Raw genomic sequence first — 23,416 nt, forward strand, 5'->3', positions numbered from 1 at the left:
GGAACAACCGGGGGCTTCGCGCCTGCGGGGGCTCCGAAAAGCCGCACATTGAGAACGTAAGACCTGTACCGGCCCCGGGTCAAGCGGAGTTGAGGTACTTCCGGGCCGATTTCCGACTGCTCAGTATGGCGGTGCGGGCTGATCACTTTGGGTGACGGAATGGTTCGTTCCTGCTGTCGTGGGGGACCACTCCTGCCACTCGTACCCCACAGGCAACTGGCGTACCAGAGCATCGGCGGAGGGGCGTGAGGGATCGGCCGAGAAATGGGCTTCCTCGGCGGCCGTCCAGCCGTCCCAGAAGCCGCTCAGCGCCGGCCCGTCCCGCCGCCGGCCCCGCGCCCAGGACTCCGCCGCCGGGAGGTCCATCCACAACAGGTGGGCCAGCGCGGGCCGCAGGGCCCGCCGGCCCGCCCCCACGCCTTCGATCAGCACCACCGGTGCGGGGTCCAGGGTGCGCGGCGGCCCGAAGCTACGCGCCGTCCAGTCGTACGGCGCGTAGCGCGCGGTCTCGCCGCGCGACAGCGGCCCGGTCACCTGCTCGCTCAGCCGGCCGGTCCAGCCGAACAGTTCCTCGTGGGTGGCCAGATCGTCCAGATGCAGCACCGGGGCGTCGTCGAGCGCCGCCGCGAGCCGGGCGGCGAAGGTGCTCTTGCCCGATCCCGCGTGGCCGTCGACGGCGATCAGCCGGACCGGCCCGCAGGACGGCGGCAGGGCGCGCAGCCGCGCGGCGTGGCGGGAGAGGTCGTTCATGCCCCCAGCCTACGAGCCGGGGTGAAGCAGCCGCAGGTCACGCCAGTGGTGGAGACCAATATTGGTCGTTCGACGCGAGCCGAATCGCTGGCCGAACCGGGTACGGACCCGCAATAGTTGGCCCACTGTCGTGTACCTGCAGCCCCATTCCGCTTACGACCGGGGGTCTCGCCCATGCCCAGTCCGACCTCACGCAGAACCGTGCTCACCGCCGCGATCGCGGCAGCGGCCGGCGCCGGAGCGCTGTCGTCCGCCGCCTCCGCAGCCGCCGCGGCACCGTCCCGTCACCCGCACCACGCACCCTCGGCGGCAGCCTCGCTCGTGGACAACCACGCATGGACCACGTACACCGACTGGCGCTGCGGTTCCGGCGCCGGTACCCGCGCCGTCGCCGGCCGCCGGGCGGGACTGGCGATCGCCCACCCGCTGGGGCGTACCGACTACACCGACCCGCACACCGGTACGACCGCCGCCTGGGAATACGCGACCTGGACCTCCCCGGTCCACCGCTCCGCCGTCCCGGCCACCGAGGTCATCGCGTCCTGGAACGCGGACACACCGGCCGGCACCTGGATCCAGATCGAGCTGCGCGGCAGCTACTCGGACGGCACCGAGACCCCCTGGTACGTCATGGGCCGCTGGGCCGCGGGGGACGGCGACATCCGCCGCACCTCCGTCGACGACCAGACCGACGGCAAGAGCTCCATCTGGACCGACACCTTCTCGGTGGACGACGCGGCGAGCGGCCTGCGGCTGCTGTCCTACCGGCTGCGGCTGACGCTGTACCGCACCCCGGGCACGCGGCTCACGCCCACGGTGTGGCGCCTGGGCGCGATGGCCTCGGACATCCCCGACCGCTTCACCGTGCCCGCCAGCACGCCCGGACTCGCCCGCGAGCTCCCCGTGCCGCGCTTCTCGCAGAACGTGCACGTGGGCCAGTACCCGGAGTACGACAACGGCGGAGAGGCGTGGTGCAGCCCCACCTCCTCGCAGATGATCATCGAGTACTGGGGGCGCAGGCCCTCCGCCGACGACCTCTCCTGGGTCAAGCCGGGTCTTGAGGACCCGCAGGTCTGCCACGCGGCGCGGTTCACGTACGACAACCAGTACGAGGGCTGCGGGAACTGGCCGTTCAACGCCGCCTACGCCGCGACGTACCCGGACATGAGCGCCGTCGTGACCCGGCTCGGCTCGCTGAAGGACCTGGAGACGCTGATCCGCGCCGGCATCCCGGCCATAACGTCGCAGTCGTTCCTCAAGGAGGAGCTGACCGGCGCGGGCTACGGCACCTCGGGCCACCTGATGACGGTGATCGGCTTCACCGAGGACGGCGACGTGATCGCCAACGACCCCGCGTCGCCGGACGACGAGGCGGTGCGCCACGTCTACAAGCGGCACGAGTGGGAGACGATCTGGCTGAGGACGAAGCGCTACAACGCGAGCGGCAGTGTGGTCTCGGGCACGGGCGGCGTCTGCTACCTGTACTGGCCGGCCGACCCCACACCGGCTCAGCGCCGGGCGCTGCGATCGTTCGGCCTGGTGTGAGCGTGTAGGGGCTCACGGCCACCTCGACCCCCTGGCGGCAGTGCTCGTGGCCGTCCTGCGCGAGGTGGCCGTACCGGCCCACCGTGACCTTGACCGGGCGATGCCCGGTCCGGCGGGACACCCCGTGAACGGAGGCGTCGCCGTGCGGCATCCACTACGTGCCGCAACCGGCGACGGGCCCTGCCCGCCCCCTCGCACGGTCACACGGATGCGTACGAACGGCGCGCCTCCGATCGCATAGGTTGGCGCGCATGCAGTCCTACACAATCGGCCAGGCAGCACGTCTGCTTGGCGTAAGTCCAGACACCGCGCGCAGGTGGGCCGACGCCGGGCGAATGGCCACGCGTCGGGACGAGGGCGGGCGGCGCCTCATCGAGGGAAGGGACCTGGCGGCCTTCTCCGTCGAGCTTGCCAAGAGTGGCGACGGGATGGACGCCCCCTACACCTCAGTGCGCAACGCGTTTCCCGGGATCGTCACCGCGGTCAAACTCGGTGACGTTGCCGCCCAGGTGGAAATCCAGGCCGGGCCGCACCGCCTGGTGTCACTGCTGACGCGGGAGGCTGTGGAGGAGCTGGGGCTGGAGGTCGGCGTGGAGGCCACCGCGCGGGTGAAGTCGACGAACGTGCACATCGACCGCACCTGACCGTGCGGGCCTAAGGGCTTCGAGCAGTTCCACCGTCGCCTGGCGACGGGTACTCGGGCAGACCTAACGCGTCCTCGCCGCGTCCGGTTCGAACTGGGCCGGTCCGTGCGGGATGTCGGCGGAGGGGACGGTCTTGTGGCAGAGGAGCGCGGCCCACAGGTCGAGGCGGTCAGCGAGGCGGGACAGGTCCCGGCCGGTGAAGTGCTCGGTGCGCCGGATGCGGTAGTGGACGGTGTTCACGTGCAGATGCAGGACTTCCGCGGTACGAGCCCATGAGCCGTCGCAGTCGAGAAAGGTACGCAGGGTGTGCAGCAGCGGGGCAGCCGACGCGCTCCGGCTGTCGAGGAGCGAGCCCAGAACGGTGCGGCTGAACGCGGTGCGCACCTCCGCGGGTATGCCGGTCAGAAGTGCTTCGAGGCCGGTGAGGGAGCTGGCGTCGACCAGAAGTGAGGCTCGCGGAGCTGTGCTCTGTGCCGAGGCCAGCGCGAAGCGGGCCTCGGCCAGGGCTGCGGCCAGGTCCTGCGGACCGGCGGCCGGTGCGCCGGTTCCCCCGTGCAGGGGCACCGACGGTTCGCATGCGGCGACTCGGGGCCACACCTCGCCCAGGCCGTCGGCGGTGCCGAGTGCGACCGCGAATGCGGTGCCGTCCGGAAGCCGCCCCACAACGGTGGGCCCCGTCCCTGCCACCTGCGCAACAGCCTCTGACAGTGCGTCCTCCGCCGGCCCCGTGCCCTGCACTCCCGTGGTGGCGGTGGCGACGCGGTACGACTCCCCGGTGGTCGGCAGCCCGCAGCTCCGCATCGCTGCCACCACGGCCGCGCTCTCCGCACCGTCTCTGGTGAGCAGCAGGCCCAGTTGGGCCGCCGCCCGGTCCCTGCCGGTCTCTCGCTGAGCCTCCTGTTCCTGGCAGCGGCCCAGAACCGCGGCGACCTCGTGCAGCATCCGGGGCGGCGCCGTGCCCGGATCCGGCAGGTAGAGATGCCAGCGTTTGTACGGCGTGGTCGCCGATTCCGTGTCGACGGGCACCCTTGCGCCGGTACCACTCGCCAGCAACGCGGCAGCCTTCACGAGGGGAAGGCCGGGTGCGCCGGGTGTCGCCGCGACCGTGCGACCGGTGGCGGTGAGCACGTAGGCGACGGCCCCCTGGCCGAGATGGGCGAACGCGGCTGTGACGACCTCCTCGGGGCTCCCGCCCTGGGCCGCGAGGTGGCTCAGGCGGTTGCGGGCATTCTCGGGCAGTGCGTGGTGGCGGCTCAGTTCGCCCCACTGCTGCAGGTACACCTTGTCGGTGACGGCCCGGAACATGACGTGCGCAGGCACGGCCGCGAGCGGGATGCGGTGCCGTACGCATGCCTCGATCAGGTCGTCGGGGACCGAGCCGTGTGTCTCCTCCCCGGCCAGCAGCACGGCGGCGTCCGCGCTTCGCAGCCCGGCCACGAACCGTTCCGTCCTGCCCTGCTCACTGTCCGGCGTCCACCACACGAGTCCGCTGAGCACTGCCTCCCCCGGACGAACGAAGCGAGCCGGCCCTTCCAGGTCGGTGACTGTCACTCCACTGATCTCCCGGTCCAGCAGCGCTTCCTCGGCCCACAGCAGGCGCAGGCCGAGGGTCTCGTCCCTCAGCAGGTGTTCGACGTGCATGTACTCGGCTCCTCGTACGGACCGGATCCAGCCGCCCGCCGACTTTGATCCGGGATATTGCATCAGCTAGGGGACTTCAGGCTCCTGCATGGTAAGTGCCAGAAGAAAGGACGGAAACACCTCTTGGCTGATCCTCCATGGATCGGTCGGGAGGTGTGTGTTTCCGTCCGGTGAAGCAGCCGTCCCCGGGCCGGGAGCCACGGTCCGGACGGCGGGGCGCCCGCCCGTGACGGGGCCCGACGTCACTCCCACCTCGAGTACCCGCCGTCCACGCGCACGGCGTTGATGCCGCTGATGTGCCGTCCGCCGCAGCGGTCCTGCGGGAGGACGAGCTGTGAGCCGGTGCGGTCGAGCGGGGCGCCGTCGATGGTCACCGCGAGCAGGACCGGGGCCCGGCCGAAATCCGGGTCGATCTCCGCCCAGGACAGCAGGGTGTGGTGGCCGTCCGCACCGGACACCGCGATCAGGAAGCGCAGACGGTCCTTGCGGCGGGCCGGATCGAAACGGGGGCGGGCGCCCGCGAGCACGTCGTGCAGCAACGGGCCGGTGAAGCGGTGGTGCTGGACACCGCTGGTGGCGCACTCGAAGCTGACGGCGGCCTCGTGCTGAGGCCAGGCGAGCAGGTCGGACACCGTCAGCCTGGCCGGACGGGCCAGGTCGCCGGTGAGGGCGATCTCCGGCACCGGGCCGGCGGTCGTACCGACGGCTGTGAGGGACTGGCTCACGGACTACCACCTCCCCGGTCAAGCTACCCGGGCGCAGACCCCGTACAAACGCACATACCAGCCACAGCAATCCTGGCTCTACCTCATGCGAAGCGACAGCAGACTTTTCCCTCGCATCTGCGGCAGTATCATCTGCGCATGCACACCTACCGGATCGGGGAAGCGGCCACCCTGCTCGGTGTCAGCGCCGACACCGTGAGGCGCCTCGTCGACGGCGGGAAACTCACCGCCGAACGCGACGAGCTGGGCCGCCGGACCATCCCCGGACGGGCCCTGGCCGCCCACGCCAAGTACATGCACCGTGTGGAACGGGAGTCCGCGGCCTCCTCGGCCCGCGACCGGCTCTCCGGCATCGTCACCGATGTGCTGCTCGGCGACGTGTCGGCACAGGTGGAGATCCAGGCCGGGCCGTTCCGGGTCGTGGCGCCGGTCAGCCGCGAGTCGGCTGAAGAACTGAAGCTGGAGCCCGGTGTTCCGGCGGTTGCCGTGATCAAGTCGACCAACGTGGTCGCCGAGAGACCCTGGACGGTCCGCCAGGACCGCAGGTGATTGTGTCCGTCAGGACAAGAGGGAGCAGAACCGTGATGACCCGTACCGCGCGCCGGACCCGCCGGACACTTCAGGTGGCCGGTGCAGGCGCCGCTGCCCTGCTGGCCCTGAGCGCATGTTCGTCGTCCGACGACTCCTCGTCGGCCGCATCGGACTCCTCCGCGTCCTCGTCGGACAAGCTGTCCGGGACGGTGACCGTCTTCGCCGCCGCCTCCCTCAAGGAGAGCTTCACCGCGTTGGGCAAGGAGTTCGAGAAGGAGAACCCCGGAACGAAGGTCACCTTCAGCTTCGGCGGCAGCGACTCCCTCGCCGCGAGCATCACCGGCGGTGCCCCGGCCGACGTGTTCGCCTCTGCCAGCCCCAAGACGATGAAGATCGTCACCGACGCGGGCGACGCCTCCGGTACACCCGCGACCTTCGTGCGCAACCAGCTGGAGATCGCCACCCTGCCGGGCAACCCGGACAAGGTCTCCTCCCTGAAGGACCTCACCAAGTCCGGCCTCAAGGTGGTCCTCTGCGACAAGGAGGTGCCCTGCGGCGCCGCCGCCCAGAAGGCCCTCGACGCGAGCAAGCTCAAGCTCACCCCCGTCTCCTACGAGCAGGACGTCAAGTCCGCGCTGACCAAGGTCGAGCTGAAGGAGGCCGACGCGGCCGTCGTCTACAAGACCGACGTGCACGCAGCCGGCGACAAGGTGGAGGGCGTGGACTTCCCCGAGTCCGCGGACGCCATCAACGACTACCCGATCGTCGAGCTCAAGGACACGAAGAACGCCGAGGCCGCCAAGGCGTTCATCGCCCTGGTGCGGTCGGCCCAGGGTCAGCAGGTCCTGACCGGGGCCGGGTTCCTCAAGCCGTGACGAAGCCCAACAAGGCCGACGCCGCGACCGGCACCCTCCAGGGCCGGCCGCGGCGTCGGCGCGCCCGGACGGGCGGCGGTCGTGGCGTGCCGCTGCCGCTGCTGGTGCCCGCGCTGCTCGGTCTGGCCTTCCTGATCGTGCCACTGATCGCGCTGCTCGTACGGGCCCCGTGGACCAGCCTGCCCGAGCTGCTGACCAGCGCCGAGGTCTGGCAGGCGCTCCAGCTGTCCCTGGTCTGCGCCACGGCCGCCACCGCGGTCAGTCTGGTCATCGGCGTGCCTCTGGCCTGGCTGCTGGCCCGCGTCGAGTTCCCCGGCCGCGGTCTCGTACGGGCCCTCGTCACCCTGCCGCTCGTCCTTCCCCCCGTGGTCGGCGGTGTCGCCCTGCTGATGGCACTCGGCCGCAACGGCATCGTCGGGAAGACGCTCGACGACTGGTTCGGCATCACCCTGCCGTTCACCACGGCGGGAGTCGTGATCGCGGAGGCGTTCGTCGCGATGCCGTTCCTCGTCATCAGCGTCGAAGGCACCCTGCGCGCCGCCGATCCGCGCTTCGAGGAGGCCGCCGCCACACTCGGCGCCTCCCGCTTCACCGCGTTCCGCCGGGTCACGCTGCCGCTGATCGCGCCCGGCATCGCCGCGGGCGCGGTACTGGCATGGGCCCGCGCCCTGGGCGAGTTCGGCGCGACCATCACGTTCGCCGGCAACTTCCCCGGCCGTACCCAGACCATGCCGCTGGCCGTATACCTGGCGTTGCAGAGCGACCCGGAGGCGGCCATCGCCCTCAGCCTGGTCCTGCTCACCGTGTCCATCGCGGTGCTGGCCGGCCTGCGCGACCGTTGGATGACAGCAGGATGACCAAGACTCCCGAGCCCGCCCGGGACATCCGTGCCGACAGGCCCGAAGAGGGCCTCGACGCCCACCTCGTCGTCGAGCGCGGCGCCTTCCGGCTCGACGTGACGCTGACCGTCGCACCCGGCGAAGTCGTCGCCCTGCTCGGCCCGAACGGCGCCGGCAAGACCACCGCCCTGCGCACCCTCGCCGGCCTCACCCCGCTCACCGGCGGCCACCTGCGCCTGGACGGCGCCGCGTTGGAACGCACGCCGCCGGAGTCACGCCCCGTCGGCGTCGTCTTCCAGGACTACCTGCTCTTCCCGCACCTCACCGCCCTGGACAACGTGGCCTTCGGACCGCGCTGCCAGGGCGCGAGCAAGGCGGCGGCACGGGCACAAGCCGCCGAGTGGCTGGGGCGGCTGGGTCTCGCGGACCACGCCGACGCCAGGCCGCGCAAGCTGTCAGGCGGCCAGGCCCAGCGTGTCGCCCTGGCACGCGCGCTGGCCACCCGCCCCCGGCTGCTGCTCCTGGACGAGCCGCTGGCGGCACTGGACGCACGCACCCGGCTGGAGGTCCGATCGCAGCTCCGGCAGCACCTGGCCGAGTTCGAGGCCGTCGCCGTCCTGGTCACGCACGATCCACTGGACGCCATGGTGCTGGCCGACCGTCTGGTCGTCGTCGAGGACGGCCAGGTCGTCCAGGAGGGGGCGCCGTCCCACATCGCCCGCCATCCCCGTACGGACTACATCGCCCAGCTGGTCGGCCTGAACCTCTACCGGGGTACGGCCGACGGCCACACCGTCCGCCTCGATGCCGGGCCCGCCGTCGCGACCACGGAGGACCTGTCCGGCCCGGTCTTCGTCGCCTTCCCGCCGAACGCTGTCACCCTCCACCGCGACCGCCCCGCCGGCGCGAGCGCCCGCAACCTCTGGCACTGCCGGATCGCGGGTCTGGAGACCCACGGTGACCAGATCCGCGCCGACCTCACCGGAGAGCTGCCGCTCGCCGCGGACCTGACCACGGCCTCAGCCGCGGAACTCGACCTGCGTCCGGGGGCGGAGGTCTGGGCGACGGTGAAGGCGACGCAGACCCACGCCTACCCGGTCTGAGGACTCCGGACGAGACGGCCTACGAACGCGCCCCGCAACATCGCCGGCCCCGGCGACTGGCCGGCGGCACTCACGCCACCGCGCCGACGCATCGTCCAAACGCATCGGCGCACATGCAAGAGACTTTGGCCGATCAGCCAGTCATTCACCAGGCACTAGGAGATTCAGTCCGGCAGATGCAAGATGGAAGCCTTCGCTCGGGGCGCGAGTACCGCCGCTCCGGCCAGGCCCGAAAGGCGGAGGTCCCCGGATGGTCATGCACACCTACGACGGCAGGGGCGACGCCGGCTACGGGGCCATCGGATCCCTAGCCGCTCCCGTTCGCCGCCCGGACGGGCGCATCGCCCGCGTCATCGCCCAGGCTCTCGGTGACGCGCGCATCGTCCTCAACGTCGGCGCGGGCACCGGATCGTACGAGACCGCGGCACATACGATCACGGCCGTCGAGCCGTCCCCGGCCAAACGTGCCCGGCGGCCGGCCCGCCTCGCCACCGCCATCGACGCAGTCGCCGAAGACCTCCCCTTCGCCCAGGGACATTTCGACGCGGCGATGGCCCTCTTCAGCGTTCATGAGTGGGACGACGTCGAGGCGGGACTGCGCGAGATGCGACGCGTCACGCGCGGCCCTGTCGCCGTACTGACCTGCGACCCCGCACGCGTGCGCGACTTCTGGCTCTACGAGTACGCCCCCGACGTCCTGGAGATCGAGGCCGGCCGCTACCCGTCCCTGGACCGGCTCACGACCGCGCTCGGCGGAGCCACCACCATCCAGTCCGTGCCGGTGCCGCTGGACTGCACCGACGGCTTCAACGAGGCGTACTACGGCCGCCCCGAGATGCTCCTGAACCCCGCCGCCCGCCAGGGCTGCTCCGCCTGGAGCTTCATCGACGACCGGGCGCGTCAGGACTTCGACATCTCCCTGCGCCGCGCGCTGGGTTCAGGTGCCTGGGACGAAGCCTTCGGCCACCTCCGCAGCCGGCCGGTCTACGACGGATCCCTCGTCCTCCTGCGCGCCACCCCGTGACAAGAACCGAGACGCCTCCGCAGAGGGGGGCGAGGACCGTAGGACCGACTCCCGTTCCGCGAACGAACAGATGGCGAAGGCCCGTCGACAGCTGATGCGCTCGGACGCCGAGGACAACCGCGCCCGCATCATCGCGGCCGAACACGGCCTTCGCCGCAGCCCCGGAGGCAACCCTCCAGTCGATCGCGAAAGCGGCCGGCGTGGGCGGTGTCGTCGCCCCCTGATGACGGAGGCATGACCGCGACCGGTCGGAGAGAGAGTGCGCTATTCGGATCGGCGGCGGATCGAGGACAGGAGCCGGCGCAGGCCGATCACATGTCCACCCGTTCCGATGACGAGCCATCGGTAGATGCCACCGGCAGGCCCGGGGAAGGCCGCCCGGCTCTCGGCCCTCAACCGTGACCGGCCCGGGCCTGCGTGCTCAATGCGGAAGATCAAGGCGTACGTCGAGAAGCGATGGGCCCCTTGCAGGACCAGCTCACGTCCCGGCACCGCGGCAACCACCCGGAACCCGGGCAGGGTCGAGCCTGCGGCAAGGGGCCGCGGCCCGGACGCCGTGCGGTCGGCGGAGCCGACCAGCCTTGCGTAACCGGCGACGCCGAGGCGTGAGAACGACTCGTCCAGGACTTCACCCAGATGGGACCAGACGACATCGGCCTCCGCCGCGATGACCTCGGCGTGCTCATCCACGAACGGCAGCGAAGAAGTATCCATCACAGCTCTCCCTTCAGAGGTTGCCACTCCGTGCTCCTGCACCCGGTCGACGGCCCCGTCACCGACTCCGGCAGCAGCCCGGGCGGTAGGCGGTTACCAGAGGGTCAGTGCAGCACCTCTGACGCCGCGCCGTCTCACGAGTGGCCCTGCCGGCCGGCCGGCCCCGCACCGGCTCGGCGCCGGGCGCTGCCTTCGTTCGGCTTGATCTGATCCGTGCCGGGTGAGAACAGGTGAGCGACGGACCGCGCCTACCTTCGCGATTCGGGGGCACACGGCTTCCACGAACCGAAAGGGAGCACCCCATGCTGGGTATAGCCGCCGCAGTCCTGTTCTTCATCGCATTCCTGATCAACGCAGCCGACATATCGACCAACGACGTGTTCGCATCGGGCAACATCATGCTGCTCGGTCTGATGCTGCTTGCCCTGCACGTCGCGGGAGTCGGCGCAGGCTGGAGCGCGGGAGGAGGCCGCTCGCGCCGGCGCTGAGTGGCGTCGGAACGGCGCGGGCGCGGCCGCTCACGGATACCGGGCCACGCCTTTCGCGGGAACGCGGCCGGCCCCCCACCGCGCGGCGGTGGGGGGCCGGCCTTTCCGTGTCCGCGCCCCGGCACGCCGTGTGGGATCGGGCACAGACGGCGCCGGGCGGCCGGACCCGCCCGCGCACCCGGATCCCCGCCGTCGGCGGGATCCGGCCATTGCGGGTACCCGTCGGCGGGCGCCGTCCCGCCCGCGGCAGTGACGCACGTCTCTACCCCGCGGGTCCGCGGGGCTGGCACTGTGGTCGGGTCCTCGGGGGACACCCACCGTCAGCCGACCGAGCGAGATGCCATGACCGCGACCGCCGCCGCAACCACCACTTCCGCCCGCCGCCGCACCCGTACCGGCGGGCCCGAGGACCGCTCCAAGCTGCTGGAGAACCTCGCCGGCTGGACGCTCGTCGTCGTCATCGCCATGCTCGTCACCCAGCTCGGCCTGATGTGACCGCCTCGCGGGCCGTGACGCCCCGGGGCGGAGCCACGACGTGAGGCGGGGCGGAGAGCCCGCCCGGCTCCCCGCCCCGCCTCCAACCCGTGCCCGTGAGACCTAGGGGCTCTCGTTCGGATCATGCCGGGCTCGCGGGCCCCGGCACGCGCTCCCCCAAGCTCTCGGCTTCGCTCGAGCAGGGGGAGACCCCATCCGACTCCCTCCTCCGCCTTGCAGCTGCACGCACCGGACCCCGCTCCCTGATCCAGCCAGATCCAAACGAAAGACCCTAGTTGATCGCCTTGATCAGCTCGCCGTTGGTGGTGTCACCGCTCAGCTCCCAGAAGAAGGTGCCGCCCAGCCCCTGCTCGTTCTTGTACGCCATCTTCGTGCCGATGGTGGCGGGGGTGTCGTAGCTCCACCAGTTGGTGCCGCAGTGCGCGTACGCCGTGCCGGCGACCGTTCCGGTGGCGGGGCAGCTGTTCTTGAGGACCTTGTAGTCCTCGATGCCCGCCTCGTACGTGCCCGCCGCCGCACCGGTGGCCGTGCCGCCCGGCTCGTCCTGGGTGACGCCCGTCCAGCCGCGGCCGTAGAAGCCGATGCCGAGCAGCAGCTTGGACGCCGGGACGCCCTGCGCCTTCAGCTTGTCGATGGCCGCCGTGCTGTTGAAGCCCTCCTTGGGGATGCCCGTGTAGGAGGTGAGCGGGGAGTGCGGGGCCGTCGGGCCCTTCGCGTCCCAGGCGCCGAAGAAGTCGTACGTCATCGGGTTGTACCAGTCGACGGACTTCGAAGCGCCGCCGTAGTCGACGGCGTCGAGCTTGCCGCCCTCGGAGCCGTCCGCGGTGATGGCCGAGGTGACCAGGTTGTCCGTGCCGAACTTGGAGCGGAGCGCCGCCAGCAGGTTGCCGTAGGCGTCACGGCCACTGGTGTCGCAGGTCAGACCGCAGGCGTTCGGGTACTCCCAGTCGATGTCGATGCCGTCGAAGACATCGGCCCAGCGGGGGTCCTCCACCAGGTTGTAGCAGGACTCGGCGAACGCGGCCGGGTTCTGCGCGGCCTCACCGAAACCGCCGGACCAGGTCCAGCCGCCGAACGACCAGATCACCTTGAGGTCCGGGTGCAGCTTCTTCAGCTTGCGGAGCTGGTTGAAGTTGCCGGCCAGATCCTGGTCCCAGGTGTCCGCGACCCCGTCGACCGACTGGTCGGCGGTGTAGGTCTTCTCGTAGTCGGCATAGGAGTCGCCGACCGTGCACTTGCCGCCCTGAACGTTGCCGAAGGCGTAGTTGATGTGCGTCAGCTTGTCGGCCGAGCCGGAGGTCTCGATGTTCTTGACGTGGTAATTGCGGTCGTAGACACCCCAGTTGGTGAAGTATCCGACCACCTTGCTGCCGGCCGCTGTGGGGGCGGCCGGTGCTGCTGCCGGTGCGGCCGCCTGCGCGGCGGCGGGGGCCGCGCCTGCGGATCCGGTGCCCGCGACGCCCAGCAGGGCGGCGCCCAGGGCGGCGGTACAGGCGGCAGCGGCGAGGGCCCTGAGGCGGGCTCCCGGGCGATGCAGTCCGGTCATGGTTGCTCCTCGTGGGGGAGGGGACGTGCCAGTGGACGGCCGGCTCTCGACGACATGCGAACGCGCACCTGTGGAGCGGACGTACGGTCGCGCGGACACGAATGCGTACCCGTCGGTGCACGCAGACGAACTTGGCATGAACGCGGAAAGCCGGTTCGCTGGGAACCGTAGATGGACTAGACCAGTCGGGTCAATGGTTCGGACCAATTCCGGTGATCGTCCCGGCCGTCACCGCCTCTTTCCGGGCGTCTTCTGTCAACCGGTGACGGATACCGTCCGATCGGGCATACTCAAGCCGCCACAGCCGCTGGCCAGCGCCTCTCGTAATCCGGGAGGGCAACATCGGCTGGGCAGCAGTGTTTTCCGGGCATCGTCCGGAGATCCCCCGGCGGCGCCGCTCACACCCCGCGCGCGCGACCGCCGCAACGCCCGACAGGGAGGAGAGCGCCGTCATGTCCGACCGTGCCCCGCAGTTGGTGGAACGTCGTCTGCCCACCGAGGAATCCAGGCAACTCATCGCGCTCGTCCGCGACATCGCCCAACGGGAGATCGCGCCGCGGGCGGCCGAGGAGGAGGACGCGGGCCGGTTCCCGCGCGAAGTCTTCACCCTGCTCTCCGAGTCAGGACTGCTCGGCCTGCCCTACGACTCCGCCCACGGCGGCGGCGACCAGCCGTACGAGGTCTACCTCCAGGTCCTCGAAGAGCTCAGCGCCGCCCGGCTCACCGTCGGACTCGGCGTCAGTGTCCACTCCCTGGCCTGTCACGCGGTCGCCGGCTACGGCACCAAGGACCAGCAGACCGAACACCTCCCGGCGATGCTCGGCGGCGGCCTGCTGGGCGCCTACTGCCTCTCCGAGCCCGCCTCGGGTTCCGATGCCGCGTCCCTGACCACCAAGGCCGTCCGGGACGGCGACGACTGGGTGATCACCGGCACCAAGGCGTGGATCACCCACGGCGGCGTCGCCGACTTCTACACGGTCCTGGCCCGCACCGGAGCCGAGGGTGCCCGCGGCATCACCGCATTCCTCGTCCCCGGCGACGCGGCGGGGCTGAGCGCCGCCCTCCCCGAGAAGAAGATGGGGATGAAGGGATCGCCCACCGCCCAGCTGCACTTCGACGGGGTGCGGGTGCCCGACGCGCGCCGGATCGGTGAGGAGGGGCAGGGCTTCGCGATCGCCCTGTCCGCGCTCGACTCCGGCCGGCTGGGCATCGCGGCCTGCGCCATCGGTGTGGCCCAGGCGGCGCTGAACGAGGCCGTCGCCTACGCCACCGGGCGCAAGCAGTTCGGCCGCCCCATCGCGGACTTCCAGGGACTGCGGTTCATGCTCGCCGACATGGCCACCCAGATCGAGGCGGGCCGCGCGCTCTACCTCGAGGCCGCCCGGCTGCGCGACGCCGGCAGCCCCTTCTCGCGTCAGGCGGCCATGGCCAAGCTGTTCTGCACGGACGCGGCGATGCGGGTCACCATCGACGCCGTCCAGGTGCTCGGCGGATACGGCTACACGCTGGACTTCCCCGTCGAGCGGCTGATGCGCGAGGCGAAGGTGCTGCAGATCGTCGAGGGGACCAATCAGATCCAGCGGATGGTCATCGCCCGCCACCTCGCGGGTCCTGAGACCCGCTGACCCGCAGCGGCCGGTCCGACCACACCGGTGTCGTCATGATCCGGTTCCACTCCTGGTCATGGCGGCCCGGCAGGGTCCGGCCGGTGCCCTCCCAGTGCCGCAGGAGCGCCCGGTAGATGGGCGGATCGGTCGAGTGGGGCCCGGAGCGCGGCGCCGGACGCGGCGTCTCGGTCTGCGTCGGCGCCGTGCGGGACTGCGGAACCGATTCTTCGGAGGCCGGAGCGGCGAGGCGGCGGCGACCGGGGCCGGCCGTGGAGTGCAGCAGGGTCATGACGGGCCAACGGCGCGGGGCGGCGCCGGGTCACTGCCCGGCCGATTCGGGCGCCTGTTCGTCAGGTCCTCATGGCGCGCCGCAGGGGCGGCTGCCACCCCGCTGCGGCGCCGGTCTCCCGGCCCCGCCGTCCGAGGACGACGGGACCGGGCCCGGGCTGCCTCAGGCGGCGTCGCGGCGCAGCTGCTGCGGCACCCGGAACGGGCGCGAGCCGCTGCTGCCGGCGTGCGAGAACGGCTGCATCCTCCAGTCGAGTCCCTGGGGGAGCGTCAGCAGCAGGGCCGTCTCCTGCTCCTGGGCGTCGGCCGACTCGTCGGCCGGCCGGGCCTTCGACGCGGCACGGCCGGTGCCGGCGCACACCGTCAGGACGAACGGGTTCCACGGGGTGGGGCACAGCGCGTGCTCCGGCAGCACGTCCTCGTCCGCCAGGAGCGCGATGGGCTGCGCGCAGTCCGGGCAGATGACCCGGTACATCTCGAACGTGTCGTACGCGTCGGGAGCGGTGTCCTCGAAAGGATCAACGGGCTCCGGTTCGGTACGTCCGGTGAGCTTCAGGCTCTGCATGGGAATTCCCCCCTCGGGTGGGCCGACAAGGCGCCACGGCCTCGACCACAGCAAGCACTTCCCGTCGGGCATCCGCGGTAACCGCGAGGCGCCCGGCTACTGACCCGTAAACCTGTGGCATTGGTCACATGCCCGCCGCAGGTGCCTCTCCCGGCCGCACACGGCTGTGCCTGGAGGGTGCCGGGGCCATAGATTGATCCATATGGAGGAGCTGGACCGTCAAATCGTGGAGTTGCTCGTCAAGGACGGGCGGATGAGCTACACCGACCTGGGCAAGGCCACCGGCCTGTCCACCTCGGCCGTTCATCAGCGCGTCCGCAGGCTGGAGCAGCGCGGGGTGATCCGGGGCTATGCCGCGGTCGTCGACCCCGAGGCCGTCGGGCTGCCCCTGACCGCGTTCATCTCGGTGAAGCCCTTCGACCCGAGCGCTCCCGACGACATCGCGGAACGGCTCGCCGGTGTCCCCGAGCTGGAGGCCTGCCACAGCGTCGCGGGCGACGAGAACTACATCCTCAAGGTGCGGGTCGCGACCCCGCTGGAGCTGGAGCACCTCCTCACCCGGATCCGTTCGCTCGCCGGGGTGTCCACCCGCACCACCGTGGTGCTCTCCACGCCCTACGAGGCGCGCCCGCCGCAGATCTGAGGGGGTCGCGCGCCGCCCGCGCCCCGGCAGGCGGGAGACTGGTGCTCATGACCGAGAGCACCGCCCCCCAGAGCGAACACCGCACCGTGCTGCTGCGCGGTGGAGACGTCCACAGCCCCGCCGACCCCTTCGCCACCGCCATGGTGGTCGAACGGGGGCATGTCGCCTGGGTGGGCTCCGAAGGGGCCGCCGACGCCTTCGCGAGCGGCGTCGACGAAGTGATCGACCTCGAAGGGGCCCTGGTCACGCCCGCGTTCACCGACGCCCACGTGCACACCACGTCGACCGGTCTGGCCCTCACCGGCCTCGACCTCTCCGGAGCCCGCACCCTCGGCGAGGCCCTCGCCCTCGTCCGGACGTACGTGGCGGCGCACCCCGCGGGCGGGGTGGTCCTGGGCCACGGCTGGGACGCCACGCGCTGGCCGGAGCAGCGCCCGCCCTCACGCGCCGAGCTCGACGAGGCGGCGGCCGGCCGGGCCGTCTACCTGCCCCGCGTCGACGTGCATTCGGCGGTCGTGACGACCGCGCTGCTCGATCTCGTCCCCGGCGTCACCGCGATGACCGGCTACCGGCCCGACGCGCCGCTGACCGGCGCAGCCCACCACGCGGTGCGCGCGGCCGCCCACGGCGCCGTCTCTCCGCGGCAGCGCGCCGACGCCCAGCGGGCCGCGCTGGCGCGTGCCGCGTCCCTCGGGATCGGCACGGTCCACGAGTGCGGCGGCCCGGACATCTCCGACGAGGAGGACTTCATCTCGCTGCTGAAGCTCGCGGCCGGACAGCCGGGGCCGCGGGTCTTCGGCTACTGGGCCGAGCGGGTCGGCGACGAGAAGGACGCCCAGCGTGTGCGGGAGCTCGGCGCGGTGGGCGCGGCCGGGGACCTCTTCGTCGACGGTTCGCTCGGCTCGCACACCGCCTGCCTGCACGAGCCGTACGCGGACGCGCCGGTCTCCGGCACCGCCCATCTGGACGCCGCGCAGATCGCCGCCCATGTCGCGGCGTGCACCGGGGCCGGGCTGCAGGCGGGCTTCCACGCCATCGGCGACGCGGCGCTCACCGCCGTCGTCGACGGCTTCAGGGCGGCGGCCGAGAAGGTCGGCCTGGGCCGGGTCCGGGCCGCCAGGCACCGCATCGAGCACGCCGAGATGCTGACCCCCGAGACCGTCGCCGCTTTCGCCGAACTCGGCCTCACCGCCTCGGTGCAGCCCGCCTTCGACGCCGCCTGGGGCGGTGAGGAGGGCATGTACGCCCGCAGGCTGGGCGCCGGGCGGGCCAGGACCCTGAACCCCTACGCGGCGCTCCTGCGGGCCGGTGTGCCCCTCGCGTTCGGCTCCGACAGCCCGGTGACCCCGCTGGACCCGTGGGGGACCGTGCGGGCCGCCGCGTTCCACCGGACGCTCGAGCACCGGATCTCCGTACGGGCCGGCTTCACCGCCCACACCAGGGGCGGCTGGCGGGCCGTCGGCCGCGACGACGCGGGCACCCTGGTGCCCGGCGCCCCGGCCGACTACGCGGTCTGGCGCACCGACGAACTGGTGGTCCAGGCCCCGGACGACCGGGTCGCCCGCTGGTCGACCGACCCGAGGTCCGGGACGCCCGGGCTGCCCGATCTCAGCCCGGGCGGCGAACTCCCGGTCTGCCTGCGCACGGTCGTGTTCGGACAAACTGTCTACGTACGGCCGAACGAGTGACGTCCGGACATTTCGTACCGCCGATCGAAGGTGCCCCCGCTCTGCCACGACCTGGGGATCTTCGGGACTGACCAGGCACGTTCGGTAAACGATGCAGGTCAGGCAACTATTGACAGAATGCGCCCACCGGCCGGTAGGTTCGGTCGAGTCCACCACAGGACGTCCGACCGGTTAAACGTCCACGCAGTCGTCGAACGCCGCTGGGTCATGGGGTGGTGCGCCGCACCGGCGTACCGCCACTGACAGCCAGGTTCAGCGCCCGCGCCTCGGGGGCGAGGGAAGGTTTCAGCCGGGCGGAGGGTGCGACCCGGGTGGGGCCCGGACGTTCAGTAGACAACGGCTCTAGGTCGACCCGCAGCCGGCGGGTCCCAGGTCGGCCCGAAGGACGCCGGGCCCCGATCCGCAGTTCTGTCCGCACTTCCGCTCTTCTGTCCGCCGCCGCTTGCCGCGCCGCCCGACCGGGCCGGTCTGCGGCGCCGCCGCGCTCGATATGGTGTGCACCTGCGTACGGACTTAAGGGGCAGTAAGTGAACGACGGCGGTCAGAGGCGATACGGCCCGCTCGGCAGAGCTCTGGTGATCATTCCGACCTACAACGAGGCCGAGAACATCAAGCCGATCGTCAGCCGGGTGCGCGCCGCCGTGCCGGAGGCCGACATCCTGGTCGCCGACGACAACAGCCCCGACGGCACCGGGAAGCTCGCCGACGAACTGGCCGCGGCCGACGGCCAGGTCCACGTGCTCCACCGCAAGGGCAAGGAGGGGCTCGGCGCGGCCTACCTCGCCGGCTTCCGCTGGGGCATGGACCACGACTACGGCGTCCTCGTCGAGATGGACGCGGACGGCTCCCACCAGCCCGAGGAACTGCCCCGGCTGCTCACCGCCCTCAAGGGTGCCGACCTGGTCCTCGGCTCCCGCTGGGTGCCGGGCGGCCGGGTGGTCAACTGGCCCAAGTCCCGCGAGATGATCTCCCGCGGCGGCAGCACGTACTCGCGGATCATGCTCGGGCTGCAGACGCGCGACGTCACCGGCGGCTACCGGGCCTTCCGCACCGAGACCCTGCAGGGCATCGGCCTCGACGAGGTCGCCTCGCAGGGCTACTGCTTCCAGGTCGACCTGGCCCGCCGCTCGATCGAGGCCGGCTACCACGTCGTCGAGGTCCCGATCACCTTCGTGGACCGGGAGGTCGGCGACTCCAAGATGAGCCGCGACATCCTCGTCGAGGCGCTGTGGCGCGTGACCGCGTGGGGCGTCACCAGCCGTACGAACCGGGTGCTCGGCCGCCGCACGCCCTGATCCGGCCGCGGTGGGCCGCCGTCACCCCCTTACCCCGTCCGGACGCCGGGCCAGGCACACTGGGAGTATGACGACCGGCACACCGCCCCCGACCGCCCGCAGGCGCTCGCGCGCCCGGACCTTCGTACCTCTCGCCATCGCCGCCTGGGCGGTGCTCGAGATCTGGCTGCTCATCGTGGTGGCGGACGCGGCAGGCGCCTTCACCGTGCTGCTGCTCCTGGCCGCGGGGGTCGTCCTCGGGGCCGTGGTGATGAAGCGGGCCGGCCGCCGCGCCTTCCGCAATCTCACCGAGACGCTCCAGCAGATGCCGGGGCAGCCCGGAGCGGCCGGCTCTTCGCCCGCCCCTTCGAGCACCCGGGGCAACGGCTTCCTGATGCTCGGCGGGCTGCTCATCATGATTCCGGGGATGATCTCGGACGTGGCGGGACTGCTGCTCCTGGTGCCGCCGGTCCGGTCGGCCCTCAGCAGGTACACGGAGCGCTCGCTGGAACGCCGGATGACCGCAGCGGCCCCCGGCGGCCTCTCGGACGCCTTCCAGCAGGCCCGCATGCACCGCCCGGACGGAAAGGTCGTCCAGGGCGAGGTGATCCGCGAGGAGCCCCCCAACCCGACGGACCCCCCGCGCCCGCCGCTGACGAAGTAACCGGCCGGATCAGGCCCGTCCGGCGAGTACCAAGCCCGTCCGGCGCTCGAGGATGTCTCAGGCCTCGGCCGAACGGGACCGAGCCGTACCGCCGAGACGGGCCCAGGTCCAAGAGGGCAACCCGCACCGCACCCCCGCAGTCGGCCGCCCAAGGCCCACGCACAGAGCCGCGGGCCGCGACACACAAGGTGTCGCGGCCCGCGGCTCTGTCTCGATGCGGTGCTACGCGGTCAGGCAGACTTCCTGCTGTCCCGCGGATGCACGGCAATGTTCATGGCGCCGGAGCGCAGAACCGCCAGCCTCTCGGCCAGCACCTCCTCCAGCTCCTCGCGTGTGCGCCGCTCCATGAGCATGTCCCAGTGCGTGCGCGCAGGCTTGCCCTTCTTCTCCTCGGGGCCATCCCCGTCCACCAGGAGTGCCTGGGCGCCACACGCCTTGCACTCCCACTCCGGCGGAATTTCCGCCTCTACCGAGAACGGCATCTCAAATCGATGTCCGTTCTGGCATGCGTACTCCACCGCCTGGCGCGGGGCCAGATCGATGCCGCGGTCCGTCTCGTAGCTGGTAACCACGAGTCGCGTGCCGCGGAGAGCTCGCTCACTCATGAATCGTGCCTCCCGGGCTTGTCGCCCACAGGACAGGTGTCGCTGTCGTCGTCATCCGGTCAACGTCCGGTCGGCGGCAAAGATTCCCGTTGCCGGTCATGCGTCGCCCGTCGTGCCGCTGCATTTTCAGGTTTGCGAGTGTTCATGTACCCGCCCATGCCCGGTTTGTCACATCTGGCGGAAGTTGTCACCCAACGGTTCGGGTGCTTCCACTCGCAGTAACGGTCCTCCCGGGCAGGCCAAAGGCGTACACTACCGGCCTTTCACTTCAACGTCTAAATCCGTTCGGGAACAGGATTGCCCGCCGCGGCCACGGCCTGCCGTACCGGCACCCTCGCGAGCAGCACGGAACCGATCACGAAGAAGATCACCAACGAGATGATCGCATCCCGGTAGCTGCCGGTCAGCTGGTACGCGAGCCCGAACACCAGGGGCCCCAGCCAGCTCAGTCCGCGGTCGCTCATCTCGTACGCGGAGAAGTACTCGGCCTCCTTGCCGCGCGGCACCAGATGCGAGTAGAGCGAGCGCGACAGCGCCTGGCTGCCGCCGAGGACCAGGCCGATCGCCGCCGCCAGTGCGTAGAAGAACACCGGCGAGTCGGCGGGCAGGAAGTAGCCGGCGACGAGAATCAGCGTCCAGACGACGAGCGACCCGAGGATCGTGTGCTTCGCGCCGTGGACCCGGGCCATCCGTCCCATGCCGAGGGCCCCGGCGACGGCGAGCACCTGGACCAGCAGCACCGCCGTGATCAGCGTCGTCTGGTCGAGGCCCAGTTCCTCGGAACCGTAGACGGAGGCCTGCGAGATCACGGTCTGCACGCCGTCGTTGTAGACGAGGTAGGCCAGCAGGAAGGAGAGGGTGAGCGGGTGACGGCGCATGTCGCGCAACGTCGCCCTCAGCTGCCGCCACCCGGCGCCGACCGCTCCGGAACCAGCCGCCTCGCCGCCGCCGGGCATCGCCCGGTCGCGCAGCCGGCGCAGCGGTATGACGGTGAACGCACCCCACCAGACACCGGCCGAGGCGAGACAGATCCGCACCGCGTCCGACTCGGAGAGGCCGAAGGAGTCGTGGCCGGTGTAGAGGATCAGGTTGAGGACGAGGACAAGCGCCCCCGACGTGTAGCCGAAGGCCCAGCCCCGGGAGGAGACCGCGTCGCGTTCGTCGGGCTCCGCGATCTGCGGCAGATAGGCGTTGTAGAGCACCATCGACACCGAGATCGAGGCGTTCGCCACGATGAGGAGGAACGCGCCGAGCAGATAGCGGTGGCCGTCCAGGAAGAACATCGCCGCCGTCGCGGTGGCACCCGTGTACGCCGCCACCGCGAGCAGCGGCTTCTTGCGGCCCGTACGGTCGGCCGCGGCGCCCGCCATTGGCATCAGGATCACGGCGAGCACGAGCGAGGCCGAGATCGTGTAGGCGAAGAGCGATCCGGCGCGGACCGGGATGCCCAGCGGATGGACGTACCCCTCGGCGTCGGAGGCGGCCTTGGCGACCGAGGTCAGATACGGCCCGAGGAACACCGTGACGACGCTCGTCGAGTAGACGGAGCACGCGAAGTCGTAGAAGTACCAGCCGCGCTGTTCCCGCCGCCGCTCCTCGGGACCGCCCGTACCGCCCGTGCCGTCCGCCGGTTCGGCGGTGTCCGCGGTCTCGGCGGTCATGGCGCACCCCTCGTCTCTCCCCGGGGAGACGTCATCCGGGCCGGCGTCAGGCCCAGGCCCCCCGCTCGCTCAGCACCGTACGCAGCGTCTCGATGTGATCGGTCATGATGCCATCCACTCCGAGATCCAGGAGCGCTGCCATCCGTTCCGGTTCGTTCACCGTCCAGACGTGCACCTGGAGTCCGCGCGCGTGCGCCTCGCGCACGAAGCGCCGGTCGACGACCCGTACACCGCCCTGGCTCTCCGGGACCTGCGCGCAGACCGCGCCGGACCGCAGCGCCGCCGGAATGCCGTACGAGCGCAGCCGCAGCCCCAGGACTCCGCGGACGCCGTAGGAGGTGGCGAGCCGGGGGCCCGCGAGCCGGTGCGCCCTGGCGACCCGGGCCTCGGAGAACGAACCGACGCACACCCGGTCCCAGGAGTCCGTCCGGCGGATCAGCTCGACCAGGGGTCCGAGGGCGGGGCCGGCCTTGATGTCCACGTTCCAGCGGGCCCCGGGGAACGCCTCCAGCAGTTCCTCGAACAGGGGCAGCGGCTCACGCCCGGCCACCCGGGCCCGCCGTATCTCGCTCCACGGCAGCTCCGCTATCCGGCCCCGGGAGTCCGTGACCCGGTCCAGGGTGGAGTCGTGGAAGGCGACCAGCCGGCCGTCCGCCGAGGCGTGCACATCGGTCTCGAAGTAGCGGTACCCGGCGTCGGCGGCGCGGCGGAACGCGGCCGCCGTGTTCTCGATCCCGTCCGCCGCCCCGCCCCGGTGGGCGAACGCGAGCGGTGCGGGGTGGTCCAGATAGGGGTGGCGTACGGAAGTCACTGCGGCAGTATGGCCTGCGCGGAAGGCGGGGCGGTGACCGTGGTGCCACCGCTTTCCGTGATCGCGAAGAAGCGCAGGAAGAACTGGGCGAGCGGGCCGATGGCCAGGGCGTACAGGACCGTGCCCACGCCGAGGGAACCGCCGAGCAGGAATCCGGTGGCCACGACCGCCACCTCGATCGCCGTGCGGACGAGCCGGATGGACCGGCCGGTCCGCTGGTGCAGCCCGGTCATCAGTCCGTCGCGCGGTCCGGGACCGAACCGGGCGGCGATGTAGAGCCCGGTCGCCACACCGTTGAGGACGATCCCCGCCACCATCACCCCGGCCTGCGCCACGAGCCCGTGCACCTCGGGGACGAGCGCGAGGGTGCCGTCCATCGCGAGACCGACGGCGAAGACGTTCGATACGGTGCCCAGCCCCGGCCGCTGGCGGAGCGGGATCCAGAGCAGCAGCACGATCGCGCCGATGATGATCGAGACGACGCCGATGCTGATCCCGGTGCGTTCGGCGAGCCCCTGGTGCAGCACGCCCCACGGCTCCAGGCCGAGGCCGGCGACGACCAGCAGTGCCGAACTCGCCCCGTACAGGGCCAGGCCCGCGTAGAGCTGGATCAGGCGACGGTGCGCCCCGCGCGGCACGGCGGTGATGGACAAGTGGTGCCCCCTGGTGTGGTGGTCGTGGACTGCTGCA

The 23,416-nt window shown here is 71.4% G+C and carries 24 protein-coding genes; 14 read left to right on the forward strand and 10 right to left on the reverse strand.

Annotated elements, in window-relative coordinates:
• Positions 1-120 precede the first annotated feature (120 nt).
• Positions 121-750, reverse strand: a complete 630-nt coding sequence (locus OG521_33135; GenBank protein ID WUW25343.1) for a hypothetical protein — start codon at positions 748-750, stop codon at positions 121-123.
• Positions 751-924: 174 nt separating this feature from the next.
• Between OG521_33135 and OG521_33140 the strand changes: the two genes are divergently transcribed.
• Together OG521_33140 and OG521_33145 are read left to right on the forward strand one after the other, a co-directional pair.
• Entirely contained in the window at positions 925-2,295 is a 1,371-nt protein-coding gene (locus OG521_33140) for a peptidase C39 family protein (protein WUW25344.1), read from the forward strand.
• 251 nt (positions 2,296-2,546) lie between these two features.
• Complete coding sequence (locus OG521_33145) at positions 2,547-2,939, forward strand: helix-turn-helix transcriptional regulator (protein WUW25345.1); 393 nt, start codon at positions 2,547-2,549, stop codon at positions 2,937-2,939.
• 63 nt (positions 2,940-3,002) lie between these two features.
• Here OG521_33145 and OG521_33150 read toward each other — a convergent pair whose 3' ends face one another.
• Both OG521_33150 and OG521_33155 read right to left on the reverse strand, forming a co-directional pair.
• Positions 3,003-4,580, reverse strand: coding sequence for a PucR family transcriptional regulator (locus OG521_33150; protein WUW25346.1), 1,578 nt, complete (start codon positions 4,578-4,580; stop codon positions 3,003-3,005).
• A gap of 242 nt (positions 4,581-4,822) precedes the next feature.
• On the reverse strand, positions 4,823-5,305 hold the full coding sequence (locus OG521_33155) for a molybdopterin-dependent oxidoreductase (protein WUW25347.1): 483 nt from the start codon (positions 5,303-5,305) through the stop codon (positions 4,823-4,825).
• A 138-nt stretch (positions 5,306-5,443) separates the two neighbouring features.
• On the opposite strand from OG521_33155, the gene OG521_33160 reads away from it, so the two are divergent.
• The 5 genes from OG521_33160 to OG521_33180 all read left to right on the forward strand — a co-directional run bounded on the left by OG521_33160 (position 5,444) and on the right by OG521_33180 (position 9,677).
• Entirely contained in the window at positions 5,444-5,854 is a 411-nt protein-coding gene (locus tag OG521_33160) for a TOBE domain-containing protein (protein ID WUW25348.1), read from the forward strand.
• A 35-nt stretch (positions 5,855-5,889) separates the two neighbouring features.
• Complete coding sequence (gene modA / locus OG521_33165) at positions 5,890-6,711, forward strand: molybdate ABC transporter substrate-binding protein (protein WUW25349.1); 822 nt, start codon at positions 5,890-5,892, stop codon at positions 6,709-6,711.
• Entirely contained in the window at positions 6,708-7,568 is an 861-nt protein-coding gene (gene modB, locus OG521_33170) for a molybdate ABC transporter permease subunit (GenBank protein ID WUW25350.1), read from the forward strand. Before modA ends, modB begins: the two co-directional genes overlap by 4 nt.
• Positions 7,565-8,653 carry an ABC transporter ATP-binding protein gene (locus tag OG521_33175; protein ID WUW25351.1) on the forward strand — a complete coding sequence of 363 codons (1,089 nt, stop codon included), beginning with the start codon at positions 7,565-7,567 and terminating at the stop codon, positions 8,651-8,653. The genes modB and OG521_33175 overlap by 4 nt, the downstream gene beginning before the upstream one ends.
• Before the next feature lie 256 nt (positions 8,654-8,909).
• The gene (locus tag OG521_33180) at positions 8,910-9,677 is read left to right on the forward strand and encodes a class I SAM-dependent methyltransferase (protein ID WUW25352.1); all 768 of its coding nucleotides are present in this window, start codon (positions 8,910-8,912) and stop codon (positions 9,675-9,677) included.
• A 264-nt stretch (positions 9,678-9,941) separates the two neighbouring features.
• On the opposite strand, the gene OG521_33185 is transcribed toward OG521_33180, so the two are convergent.
• Positions 9,942-10,391, reverse strand: coding sequence for a hypothetical protein (locus OG521_33185; protein WUW25353.1), 450 nt, complete (start codon positions 10,389-10,391; stop codon positions 9,942-9,944).
• Positions 10,392-10,693: 302 nt separating this feature from the next.
• Here OG521_33185 and OG521_33190 point away from each other — a divergent pair, with 302 nt between their 5' ends.
• Both OG521_33190 and OG521_33195 read left to right on the forward strand, forming a co-directional pair.
• On the forward strand, positions 10,694-10,879 hold the full coding sequence (locus tag OG521_33190; protein ID WUW25354.1) for a hypothetical protein: 186 nt from the start codon (positions 10,694-10,696) through the stop codon (positions 10,877-10,879).
• A gap of 342 nt (positions 10,880-11,221) precedes the next feature.
• The gene (locus tag OG521_33195) at positions 11,222-11,374 is read left to right on the forward strand and encodes an SCO1431 family membrane protein (protein WUW25355.1); all 153 of its coding nucleotides are present in this window, start codon (positions 11,222-11,224) and stop codon (positions 11,372-11,374) included.
• Positions 11,375-11,645: 271 nt separating this feature from the next.
• Here OG521_33195 and OG521_33200 read toward each other — a convergent pair whose 3' ends face one another.
• The gene (locus OG521_33200) at positions 11,646-12,920 is read right to left on the reverse strand and encodes a glycoside hydrolase family 18 protein (GenBank protein WUW25356.1); all 1,275 of its coding nucleotides are present in this window, start codon (positions 12,918-12,920) and stop codon (positions 11,646-11,648) included.
• A gap of 452 nt (positions 12,921-13,372) precedes the next feature.
• Here OG521_33200 and OG521_33205 point away from each other — a divergent pair, with 452 nt between their 5' ends.
• Positions 13,373-14,545: an acyl-CoA dehydrogenase family protein gene (locus tag OG521_33205; GenBank protein WUW25357.1), complete on the forward strand. Its 1,173-nt coding sequence runs from the start codon at positions 13,373-13,375 to the stop codon at positions 14,543-14,545.
• Positions 14,546-14,978: 433 nt separating this feature from the next.
• Here the strand turns inward: OG521_33205 and OG521_33210 are convergent, their stop codons facing one another.
• A complete protein-coding gene (locus OG521_33210; protein ID WUW25358.1) occupies positions 14,979-15,380 on the reverse strand; it encodes a hypothetical protein in 402 nt (133 codons plus the stop codon).
• A gap of 202 nt (positions 15,381-15,582) precedes the next feature.
• Here OG521_33210 and OG521_33215 point away from each other — a divergent pair, with 202 nt between their 5' ends.
• The 4 genes from OG521_33215 to OG521_33230 all read left to right on the forward strand — a co-directional run bounded on the left by OG521_33215 (position 15,583) and on the right by OG521_33230 (position 19,649).
• Entirely contained in the window at positions 15,583-16,023 is a 441-nt protein-coding gene (locus OG521_33215) for an Lrp/AsnC family transcriptional regulator (GenBank protein WUW25359.1), read from the forward strand.
• 47 nt (positions 16,024-16,070) lie between these two features.
• On the forward strand, positions 16,071-17,711 hold the full coding sequence (locus tag OG521_33220; GenBank protein ID WUW25360.1) for an amidohydrolase: 1,641 nt from the start codon (positions 16,071-16,073) through the stop codon (positions 17,709-17,711).
• A 527-nt stretch (positions 17,712-18,238) separates the two neighbouring features.
• Positions 18,239-19,006: a polyprenol monophosphomannose synthase gene (locus tag OG521_33225; protein ID WUW25361.1), complete on the forward strand. Its 768-nt coding sequence runs from the start codon at positions 18,239-18,241 to the stop codon at positions 19,004-19,006.
• A 67-nt stretch (positions 19,007-19,073) separates the two neighbouring features.
• A complete protein-coding gene (locus OG521_33230; GenBank protein WUW25362.1) occupies positions 19,074-19,649 on the forward strand; it encodes an FxsA family protein in 576 nt (191 codons plus the stop codon).
• Positions 19,650-19,879: 230 nt separating this feature from the next.
• Here OG521_33230 and OG521_33235 read toward each other — a convergent pair whose 3' ends face one another.
• The 4 genes from OG521_33235 to OG521_33250 all read right to left on the reverse strand — a co-directional run bounded on the left by OG521_33235 (position 19,880) and on the right by OG521_33250 (position 23,379).
• Positions 19,880-20,254 carry an RNA polymerase-binding protein RbpA gene (locus tag OG521_33235; protein ID WUW25363.1) on the reverse strand — a complete coding sequence of 125 codons (375 nt, stop codon included), beginning with the start codon at positions 20,252-20,254 and terminating at the stop codon, positions 19,880-19,882.
• 275 nt (positions 20,255-20,529) lie between these two features.
• Positions 20,530-21,915 carry an MFS transporter gene (locus tag OG521_33240; GenBank protein ID WUW25364.1) on the reverse strand — a complete coding sequence of 462 codons (1,386 nt, stop codon included), beginning with the start codon at positions 21,913-21,915 and terminating at the stop codon, positions 20,530-20,532.
• A 46-nt stretch (positions 21,916-21,961) separates the two neighbouring features.
• Entirely contained in the window at positions 21,962-22,726 is a 765-nt protein-coding gene (locus tag OG521_33245; GenBank protein ID WUW25365.1) for a glycerophosphodiester phosphodiesterase, read from the reverse strand.
• Entirely contained in the window at positions 22,723-23,379 is a 657-nt protein-coding gene (locus OG521_33250; GenBank protein ID WUW25366.1) for a hypothetical protein, read from the reverse strand. The genes OG521_33245 and OG521_33250 overlap by 4 nt, the downstream gene beginning before the upstream one ends.
• Positions 23,380-23,416: the final 37 nt, after the last annotated feature.

Origin of the sequence: Streptomyces sp. NBC_01463 (assembly GCA_036227345.1) — a bacterium.
Lineage (GTDB): Bacteria > Actinomycetota > Actinomycetes > Streptomycetales > Streptomycetaceae > Streptomyces.

What these genes read in the sequence shown, in the direction of transcription:
- OG521_33135 (WUW25343.1), bottom strand. Translation starts at nt 750, where the DNA reads ATGAACGACCTCTCCCGCCACGCCGCGCGGCTGCGCGCCCTGCCGCCG.
- OG521_33140 (WUW25344.1), top strand. Translation starts at nt 925, where the DNA reads ATGCCCAGTCCGACCTCACGCAGAACCGTGCTCACCGCCGCGATCGCG.
- OG521_33145 (WUW25345.1), top strand. Translation starts at nt 2,547, where the DNA reads ATGCAGTCCTACACAATCGGCCAGGCAGCACGTCTGCTTGGCGTAAGT.
- OG521_33150 (WUW25346.1), bottom strand. Translation starts at nt 4,580, where the DNA reads ATGCACGTCGAACACCTGCTGAGGGACGAGACCCTCGGCCTGCGCCTG.
- OG521_33160 (WUW25348.1), top strand. Translation starts at nt 5,444, where the DNA reads ATGCACACCTACCGGATCGGGGAAGCGGCCACCCTGCTCGGTGTCAGC.
- modA (WUW25349.1), top strand. Translation starts at nt 5,890, where the DNA reads ATGACCCGTACCGCGCGCCGGACCCGCCGGACACTTCAGGTGGCCGGT.
- OG521_33175 (WUW25351.1), top strand. Translation starts at nt 7,565, where the DNA reads ATGACCAAGACTCCCGAGCCCGCCCGGGACATCCGTGCCGACAGGCCC.
- OG521_33180 (WUW25352.1), top strand. Translation starts at nt 8,910, where the DNA reads ATGCACACCTACGACGGCAGGGGCGACGCCGGCTACGGGGCCATCGGA.
- OG521_33185 (WUW25353.1), bottom strand. Translation starts at nt 10,391, where the DNA reads ATGGATACTTCTTCGCTGCCGTTCGTGGATGAGCACGCCGAGGTCATC.
- OG521_33190 (WUW25354.1), top strand. Translation starts at nt 10,694, where the DNA reads ATGCTGGGTATAGCCGCCGCAGTCCTGTTCTTCATCGCATTCCTGATC.
- OG521_33195 (WUW25355.1), top strand. Translation starts at nt 11,222, where the DNA reads ATGACCGCGACCGCCGCCGCAACCACCACTTCCGCCCGCCGCCGCACC.
- OG521_33200 (WUW25356.1), bottom strand. Translation starts at nt 12,920, where the DNA reads ATGACCGGACTGCATCGCCCGGGAGCCCGCCTCAGGGCCCTCGCCGCT.
- OG521_33205 (WUW25357.1), top strand. Translation starts at nt 13,373, where the DNA reads ATGTCCGACCGTGCCCCGCAGTTGGTGGAACGTCGTCTGCCCACCGAG.
- OG521_33210 (WUW25358.1), bottom strand. Translation starts at nt 15,380, where the DNA reads ATGCAGAGCCTGAAGCTCACCGGACGTACCGAACCGGAGCCCGTTGAT.
- OG521_33215 (WUW25359.1), top strand. Translation starts at nt 15,583, where the DNA reads ATGGAGGAGCTGGACCGTCAAATCGTGGAGTTGCTCGTCAAGGACGGG.
- OG521_33220 (WUW25360.1), top strand. Translation starts at nt 16,071, where the DNA reads ATGACCGAGAGCACCGCCCCCCAGAGCGAACACCGCACCGTGCTGCTG.
- OG521_33230 (WUW25362.1), top strand. Translation starts at nt 19,074, where the DNA reads ATGACGACCGGCACACCGCCCCCGACCGCCCGCAGGCGCTCGCGCGCC.
- OG521_33235 (WUW25363.1), bottom strand. Translation starts at nt 20,254, where the DNA reads ATGAGTGAGCGAGCTCTCCGCGGCACGCGACTCGTGGTTACCAGCTAC.
- OG521_33240 (WUW25364.1), bottom strand. Translation starts at nt 21,915, where the DNA reads ATGACCGCCGAGACCGCGGACACCGCCGAACCGGCGGACGGCACGGGC.